Raw genomic sequence first — 7,823 nt, 5'->3', positions numbered from 1 at the left:
CGGCACCACCCGCTCGCCCGCCAAGGCGGAGCGGCTGACCGCCGAACTCGGCTACGACGCGGCGCTGGTGCCCGGCGGGCGGCCCTTCGCCGAGCAACTGGCCGCGGCGGCACCGGAGGGCGTCGACGTCGTGCTGGACCTGGTCGGCGGCGAGCAGCTGACCGCCGCCGTGGACGCGGCCCGGCACGGCGCCCGGTTCGCCCTGGTCGGCGCGTTGGACGGCCAGCTCGCACCGGAACGCCGGGGCGGCGACGCACCCGCCGTGATCGACGCCTTCCGGGTCGCCACCCTCGGCCTGAGCCTGCGCGGCTTCACCGTGCTCGACCACCCGGACCTGGAGGCCGAGTGGCGGGAGCGCCTGGCCGGCTGGCTGCGCGCCGGGGAGATCGTCCTGCCCCGGACGCCGGTGGCGGGCATCGACCGGGCCGTCGGAGCGTTGACCGGACTGTTCACCGGGGACACCTTCGGGACGACCGTCGTGGAACTCTGACGACCAGGGAGCGGGCATGCGGATCGGGGACGCGGCAGCGGCGGCGGGCACCACACCCAGGGCGCTGCGCTTCTACGAACAGCGCGGCCTCCTCCATCCGCCCGCCCGCTCCGCCTCCGGCCAGCGCGAGTACGGCCACGCCGAGGTCGCCCGGGTCCGGGTGATCCGCCAACTCCTCGCCACCGGGCTGACGGTGGACGACCTGGCCAGCCGCGCCCACCGCCTCGACCTGCTCGACCAGGACCCGCCGGTGCGCTGCTCCGGCTCCCCCGGTCCCGACACCTTCGCCCCCGTCGTCCACGCCCGGCTGGCCGCGCTGGACGCCGAGATCGCCCGCCTCACGGCGCTGCGCGCCAGGCTCGCCCACCACATCGCCACCGGCGGCGCGGACGTCCCGGCCGGGGACTGACGGACGCCCGGGTCACCGGCCTCCGCAGCGGACTCGCCCGGCACCTCGCGACGGGGGTGCGCGAGGTGCCGGGCGAGGGTCCGGGGGTGGTGTCAGGTCGCGTCGGCGGCGAGCCGGGGTTCGGCGGGGGCGGCGGGGGCGTCCTGGTCGGGCCAGCGGATCCGGGTGGCGCAGAGCGAGACGACGGCCGCCGAGGCGGCGACGGCGGCCATGCCCCAGAGCAGGCTGGTGGCGCCGGCGATGAAGCCGATCACGGCGGGGCCGGCCAGCAGGCCGGTGGTGCCCATGGCGGCGACCAGGGAGAGCGCGTCGGGGCCCTGCCGGGCGGCGGCGACGTAGACGCACGGGGTCACCGCCGCCACGCCGAGGCCGACGCAGGCGAACCCGAGCAGGGTCGGGACGACGCCGCCGACCGCCAGGGCGAGAGCCAGCCCGAGGCCGGCCAGCAGGCTGCCGGTGCGCACGATCCGGCCGTCGCCGAAGCGGGTGCGCCAGCCGTCCGCGAAGATCCGGGCGCAGACCATCATCACCGAGACCACCGCGATGCCCATCGGGGCGAGCCCGGCGCCGGCCTGCACGTAGTCCTTGAGGTAGAGCGCCGACCAGTCGTTCATGGCGCCCTCGGTGACGGTGCCGAACACCATCGCCAGGCCCATCCAGAGGGTCACGGCGGTCGGCAGCACGAAGCCGCGGCGCTCCTTCCGCTCCTCCGGCTCGGCGGCCGCGGCCGGGCCGTCCGTCAGCAGACCCGGCCGGGCGGCCACGACCAGCGCCGCGAGCAGCGCGGCGGCCACGCCGAAGTGCGCCGCCAGGGTGCCGGTGACGGAGGTGACGCCCGAGGCCAGCAGGGCGGCGAGCAGCGAGCCGGCGCTGAAGGTGGCGTGCAGCCGGGACATCGTGGTCCGCTCGAAGCGGGCCTCCAGCGCGGCGCCCTGGGCGTTCATCGCGACGTTCAGGGCGCCGACCGCGACGCCGTCGAAGAACAGCACCAGCAGCGTCACCGGATAGTTCGGCACCACCGACAGCGCGAGCAGGACGACGCCGAGGGCGAGCGCGGACAGCACCGAGAGCAGGCGGGAGCCGAGCCGCCGCATCAGCACCGCGACCAGGGGGAAGGACACCGCCGCGCCGACCCCGCAGGTCATCAGCAGCAGGCCGATCTGGGCCTCGCCCAGGTCGAGCCTGGCCTTGAGCGCGGGCACCCGGGAGACCCAGGTCGCGTACTGGAATCCGAGGACGAAGAACAGTGCGCCGATGGCCACTTGGGACCGGCGGAAGTCGTCGCGAACGGGGGACATCGGTATCAGCCCACTTCGGCTCTGGAGTGCGGCCCGGGGGTCGGGTCGGTGGGGTGCGGCAGCGGCCGGGACGGGACGGGGTCCAGCGGCATCGCCATGTAGACCGCCCGGGTGCCGTAGCTCTCGGGCAGGTCGATCTCGGGCCGGGCGCGGTAGCCCAGCGTGGTCCACAGCACGTGCGAGCCGCGGACGGCGACCAGCGAGACGCTCCGGTAGCCGGCCGTCCGGGCGGTCTCCTCCAGGTGCCGCAGCATCCGCAGGGACAGGCCCCGGCCGCGCAGCTCCTCGGCGACGACCAGGTCGTGCGCGTGCATGTTGGTCGGCCGCTCGCCCGCGCCCGCGCCGTGTCCGTCCTCGCTGCGGGCGAGGTCCGGGCAGCGGAACAGCGGGTACGGCAGGGCGAGCAGGTACCCGCCCACGCCGCCCTGGCCGTCCTGGCCGTCCTGGCCGTCCTGGCCGTCCGGGTGCTCCAGCACGAAGCAGGTGTCCGGCGAGGCGCGGTGCCGGGACCGGAGCGCCTCGCGCCCCTCGGACAGGCCGCTGGCGGCGTAGGCGCGCTCCTCCAGCGCGACCACGGCGTCCCAGTCCTCCTCCCGGAGCAGCCGGATGCGCAGGTCGGTCGGAGCGTCGACGAGGGCGTCGGTCATGCGGTGCCTCCGTGGTGGTCCCGGCCGTCGCCGCCACCGATGCAGGTGTACGGCAGCGGCGCGAAGCCGTTGAACCCGCGGGTGGCGTAGGCCGTGGCGTACGCGCCGCAGGAGTGGATCCAGACCGGGTCGCCGGAGCGGACCGCGCGCGGGACGCGCACCCGGCCGCCGTCCTGGGCGTACGCGTCGTCGCTGTCGCAGGTCGGGCCGGCCACCACGGCGTTGACGAACTGGCCGCCCGGGTGGGCGGGGAACTCCAGCCGGTACTGGAGCTGGTCCATCTCGTACAGGCCGTTGAACTTGCCGCAGCTGAGGTAGAGCCAGTCCTCCCGGGTGCCGTCGAGGCGGTGGCGGGAGGTGAGCCGGGAGACGTGGGCGCGGATCGCGCCGTGGTCGGCGACCAGGTGGCGCCCGGGCTCCAGCAGGAACTCCAGCGGCCCGGCGTTGACGGCGCGCAGCCGTTCCATGCCCTCGCGGATCACCACGAACATCTTGTCCAGCGGCGGGTCGAGCGGGCGCCCGCCCCGGTCGAGGACGCCGAGGGCGGGCAGGCCGCCGCCGAGGTTGATCCGGGTCGGGGTGATCCCGCGCCAGTTGAGCGCCTCCAGCACGGCGGCCAGCGCGTCCACGGCGGCGGTCCAGGCCTCGGCGGTCATCTGCTGGGAGCCGACGTGCACCGACAGGCCGGACGGCACCAGCCCGGCGGTCCGGGCGGCGTCGAGCACCCGCACGGCGTCCTCGGGCGAGCAGCCGAACTTGTGGCTCAGGCCCCACAGGGCGCCCTCGCCGGTGGTCGCGATCCGGCAGAACACCCGTGCGCCGGGGGCGTGTTCGGCGATCGCCGCGACGTCCTCCAGGCTGTCGGTGGCGAAGTCCCGCACGCCCAGCCGGTAGGCCTCGGCGATGTTGCGGTCCGACTTGATGGTGTTGCCGTAGTGGATCAGCTCGGGCGGCACGCCGGTGCGCAGCGCCTGGGCGATCTCCTGCGGGCTCGCCGCGTCGAAGCCGGAACCGAGCCCGGCGAGGTGCTCCATCACCTCGTCCACCGGGCAGGCCTTCATGGCGAACCGGACGGCCACGCCGGGCAGTTCGGCGCGGAGCGCGGCGTACTGCCGGCCGATGCCGTCCAGGTCGTAGATGATCCGGTCGTCGGTGCCGTCGGCGAGTGCGGCGCGCAGCGCGCCGCGGTCGTGCTCGTCGGCGCGGGGTGGTTCGGTGTGCAGCACGGAGACGGACGGGGCGCGGTGGGCGGGCGGGTGGCCGGCTACGCGGGCGTTGGCGTGGCCGGCGGCCGTACTGGTCTTGCTGGTGGTCTGGCGTATCACGGTGAGCTCCCCGTCCGGCTAGCGCGGCGACCGGTCGGCGGGGGTGGCCTTGGCCGCCCGCACCAGCGGGCCCCACGCGTCGATCAGCGCTGCGAAGTCCTCGATGTCCGCCTGCGCCTCGTCGAGCAGGCGCGCCCGCAGGGGCGCCAGCCGGTCCGCGAAGTCGGCGTACTTCCCGCCGAGCCGCCGGTAGCAGCGGTCGAGTTCGGCGAGCCTGCGGTGGTTCTCCGCGCGGTCCGTCGCGGCGCTGCGACGGGCGGAGTCGGCGATCGCCTCGGGGCGGACGCGGTGCTGCTCGTCCAGCAGGGCGCCGCCGGCGGTCTCCATGTCGGCGTAGACCGGGTAGAGGTAGAGCATGGAGAGCAGGAACTTGGCGTAGCGCAGCTGGTAGGCGGTGAAGCCGGGGCCGGTGCGGCGCTCCGGGGTGTAGTAGTTGACGATGTGGCGGTTGTGGGTGACGCCCGGCAGGGTCGCGTCACGCACCAGGTGGTGCAGGAAGTAGTCGCTGCCGATGGTGTCGGTGGCGGGCGGCAGCGGCACCCGTTCGTACACCTCGTGGTGGAGGCCGATGTTGCACATGTCGATGTGCCAGATGTCGGGCAGGTCGAGCACCGCGCGGTCGGCGGTGAACGGCTCGCTGCCGCCGCCGGTGAAGGAGTCGGCGACGAGTTCGCGCTTCTCCTGCTCGCTCGCCCCGGTGGGCGCCCAGAGCGCGACCACGTCGTGGTAGACCTCGGGGTCGAGTTCGCGGATCTCGCCGATGTCGACGGAGAGTTCGCCGACGAAGGAGGCGCCGACCAGCGCGACCGGCTTGTCCGCGTGCGCCGGGTCGAGGTGGTTCTCGGTGACGGCGGCGGCCGCGTCGGCGGCCTTCAGGCCGAGCGTGGCCAGCTCGTGCTCGATCGGGAACACCGGTTCGCCGTCGAGCAGTTGGTAGCTGCTGTCGGAGTCGCGGCGGTGCACCGACGCACAACCGAGCGCGGCGGCCAGCAGGAACGCCCGGTTGGTGCAGGCGCCGTAGGAGAGGGCGTCGGGCAGCATCAGGCGCAGCAGCCGGTCCGGGTCGGCCACGCCGGAGCGCTCGACCGCCTCGCGCAGGAAGGCGCGTTGGGCGTCCTCGTCCAGGTGGTGGACGACCACGCCCTCGACGGCCGGCAGGGCGGCGAGGGCCGCGGCGTGCCGCTCGCGGGTCGCGGGGTCGGCGGAGTCCAGCACCAGCAGGTGCACCCGGACGCCGAACCGCCGTACGGCGTGGGCGGCTTCGGCGCCGATCGCGGTGATGGTGTCCGCGCACGCGCGGTTGGTGGGCAGGGTCAGGCAGACGTCGCGCATTCCCGCTCCCCCGTGTCCCCGCGTTCGTCGAACGGCTTGCCGCTCCAGGAGCGCAGGCCGAGCAGCTTCTCCCCCAGCTCGGTGAGTTCGGCGGTCCCGTAGCGCTGCGCCTCGGGCCGGTCGGCGTCGCCGACCAGCGTGCGGTTCCAGTCCGGCGTGCCGAGCGTGCGCCAGGACTCCACCCGGGAGCGGCGCAGCTTCTCGGACTCCTCCAGCGCGGGCATCATCGACAGGTACTGCACCGCGCGCACCCCGCCCGCGGAGGTGTTGGGCGCCACGCCGTGGGCGAGCAGGCCGTTCCAGATCAGCAGGTCACCGGCCTTCAACTCGGGCCGGACGACCGGGTACTCGGCGCGGTCGACGTCCGGGCGGATCGGGTCGCGGTCGGCCGGCTGGGCGGCCTGCCACTGGTTGAAGCGGCGGAACAGCTCCGGGTCGCACTGGAAGCCGCCGTGGTCGGGGGCGGTGTCGTTGAGCGCGATGATGCCCTGGACGCGCTGCGGCAGCACGCTCCGGGTGGTGTCGACGTCCCAGTGCAGCTCGATGTCGAAGCCGCGGTCGGTGGGCTCGATCAGCGCGCGGTCGCGGTTGCGGACGTTCGGCGGGTTGAGGTTGAGCCGGTCGAGGGTGACCCAGAGCTCCTCGCAGTCCCACACGTCGACGAAGGCGTCGTAGACGCGCTGCGCCTGGCGGCTGTCCCAGATGAGCTGGTGGTGGTAGGCCTCGACGAAGCCGTAGATGTGCAGGTGCCGGTCGAGTTCGTCGCGGTAGTCGCGCTCGCGGTACCAGTCCTCGGGGCGGTCCGGCGACAGGCCCTGGAACTCCCAGGCGAAGTCGAGCAGTCGGCGCGCGGCCTCGGCCGGGATCGCCTGCTTCACCACCACGTAGCCGTAGTCCTGCCAGAAGGCGTGGTCCTCCTCGGAGAGCACGCGCAGCGGACGGGTCTTGCGGACCTCGCGCAGTGCGGTCGGGGCGAGGTAGCTCTCGGTGTCGGCGCTGAAGTAGGGGCGCTCCGACGCGGCCCGGTACAGGTATTCCCCCGCGGGTCCGTCGGAGTGTGGGGCAGGGCTCGGCATGGGCAGTCACTCCATGGTTCGTAGTCGACGCAGCGCTTCCTCGTACGCCAGGTGCGGGCACGGCGAGTCGGCGGCCGGTCACCGGCCGCAACGGGAATTCGAGCGCGGACCGGAAGGCCGTCCGCACACGGCCCTTCTCCCCTCGGCCCGCGGGCGCGGAACAGCGCCACGTCAGGGGGTCAACTCGTCCGTCCGACAAGGCCGCTCACCCTGCATCAGCCATTGCCGAACCGCGCTCCCCATACGTTGGACTAGACCAACTAATGGTGTCAACCCTTTCCCGCGGGTTACCGATTGGGAAATCAACGCAGCTCACGGCGCCTCTCGGGGTTCGCTTTATGTTTCGGAGGCTGACATAAGCGCGGGTATGTTTCCGGAATTGACATAAGCGCGAACGGTGAACCGCCCGGGTCCGCCGTACGTTGGGCACATGGCACGCGCGTTGACGGCTCCCCCGTGGCTGACCGAGGGCCTGCGCCCCCGGTCCGCACCGGTCCCCTGGGCGGCGGCGGCCCGCGCCTCCGTCGCGCTCGCCGCCCCGCTCGCGGTGGGCACCGCCACCGGACGGCCCGGCTACGGCGCGCTGGTGTCGATGGGCGCGCTGTCCGGAGTCATCGGGGACACCGCCGACGCCTACCGGATGCGGGTGTTCAACATCGCCGTGCCCCAGCTGTTCGGCGCCCTCGGGATGCTGTTCGGCACCCTGGTGTTCGGCACCGGCTGGACGGCCGTCGTGACGGTGACCGTCGTCGCGCTGGTCTCCGGCATGATCTCCTCGATCGGCGCGGTCGCCTCCGTCTCCGGACTGCTCCTGCTGCTCAACGCGGTGGTCGGGGCCGGCCTGCCGCTGCCCTCCCCGTGGTGGCTGCCGCCCGCCCTGCTGCTGCTCGGCGGCCTGGTGGTGCTCACGCTGACCCTGCTCGCCTGGCCGCTGCGGCTGGGCGTCCCCGAGCGGGCGGTGGTGGCCGGCACCTACCGGGCGGCCGCCGACCTGCTGGCGGCCGCCGGCACACCGGAGTACGACGGCCGCCGCCACGCGCTCACCCAGTCGCTCAACCAGTCCTACGACCTGCTGCTCGCCCGGCGCGCCCGCCGGCACGGCCGCTCACCCACCCTGGCGCGGCTGCTCGCCCAGCTCAACGCGCTGATCCCGGTGGTCGAGGCGGCCCCCGCGGCCCAGCTGCGCCCGCCCGAGTTCGGCCCGCTGCCGGCCGACTACCCGGCCGCCGTCCGCGCGCTCGCCGAC

General features: G+C 74.3%; 8 protein-coding genes. 3 read left to right on the top strand and 5 right to left on the bottom strand.

Annotated elements, in window-relative coordinates:
* A partial coding sequence (locus tag AE652_RS29890; RefSeq protein ID WP_049657114.1) for a zinc-binding dehydrogenase occupies positions 1–490 on the top strand: 490 nt, incomplete at its 5' end.
* Positions 491–506: 16 nt separating this feature from the next.
* On the top strand, positions 507–899 hold the full coding sequence (locus tag AE652_RS29885) for a MerR family transcriptional regulator (protein ID WP_049657112.1): 393 nt from the start codon (positions 507–509) through the stop codon (positions 897–899).
* Between the two features lie 92 nt (positions 900–991).
* On the opposite strand, the gene AE652_RS29880 is transcribed toward AE652_RS29885, so the two are convergent.
* The 5 genes from AE652_RS29880 to AE652_RS29860 all read right to left on the bottom strand — a co-directional run bounded on the left by AE652_RS29880 (position 992) and on the right by AE652_RS29860 (position 6,577).
* Positions 992–2,197, bottom strand: coding sequence for an MFS transporter (locus AE652_RS29880; protein ID WP_049657110.1), 1,206 nt, complete (start codon positions 2,195–2,197; stop codon positions 992–994).
* A gap of 5 nt (positions 2,198–2,202) precedes the next feature.
* Positions 2,203–2,844, bottom strand: coding sequence for a GNAT family N-acetyltransferase (locus AE652_RS29875; protein WP_049657108.1), 642 nt, complete (start codon positions 2,842–2,844; stop codon positions 2,203–2,205).
* Positions 2,841–4,067: a type III PLP-dependent enzyme gene (locus AE652_RS29870; protein ID WP_049657116.1), complete on the bottom strand. Its 1,227-nt coding sequence runs from the start codon at positions 4,065–4,067 to the stop codon at positions 2,841–2,843. The genes AE652_RS29875 and AE652_RS29870 overlap by 4 nt, the downstream gene beginning before the upstream one ends.
* A 120-nt stretch (positions 4,068–4,187) precedes the next feature.
* Positions 4,188–5,501: a DUF6271 family protein gene (locus AE652_RS29865; RefSeq protein WP_049657106.1), complete on the bottom strand. Its 1,314-nt coding sequence runs from the start codon at positions 5,499–5,501 to the stop codon at positions 4,188–4,190.
* Positions 5,483–6,577, bottom strand: a complete 1,095-nt coding sequence (locus AE652_RS29860) for a phytanoyl-CoA dioxygenase family protein (protein ID WP_049657105.1) — start codon at positions 6,575–6,577, stop codon at positions 5,483–5,485. The genes AE652_RS29865 and AE652_RS29860 overlap by 19 nt, the downstream gene beginning before the upstream one ends.
* Positions 6,578–7,007: 430 nt before the next feature.
* On the opposite strand from AE652_RS29860, the gene AE652_RS29855 reads away from it, so the two are divergent.
* Positions 7,008–7,823: FUSC family membrane protein (locus AE652_RS29855; protein ID WP_049657103.1), on the top strand; the 816-nt coding region annotated here is incomplete at its 3' end.

The organism is Kitasatospora sp. MY 5-36 (assembly GCF_001182915.1).
Taxonomy (GTDB): Bacteria; Actinomycetota; Actinomycetes; order Streptomycetales; family Streptomycetaceae; genus Kitasatospora.
The sequence above is the reverse complement of the archived record's forward strand: the minus strand, read 5'-3'. Positions and strand labels throughout refer to the sequence as shown.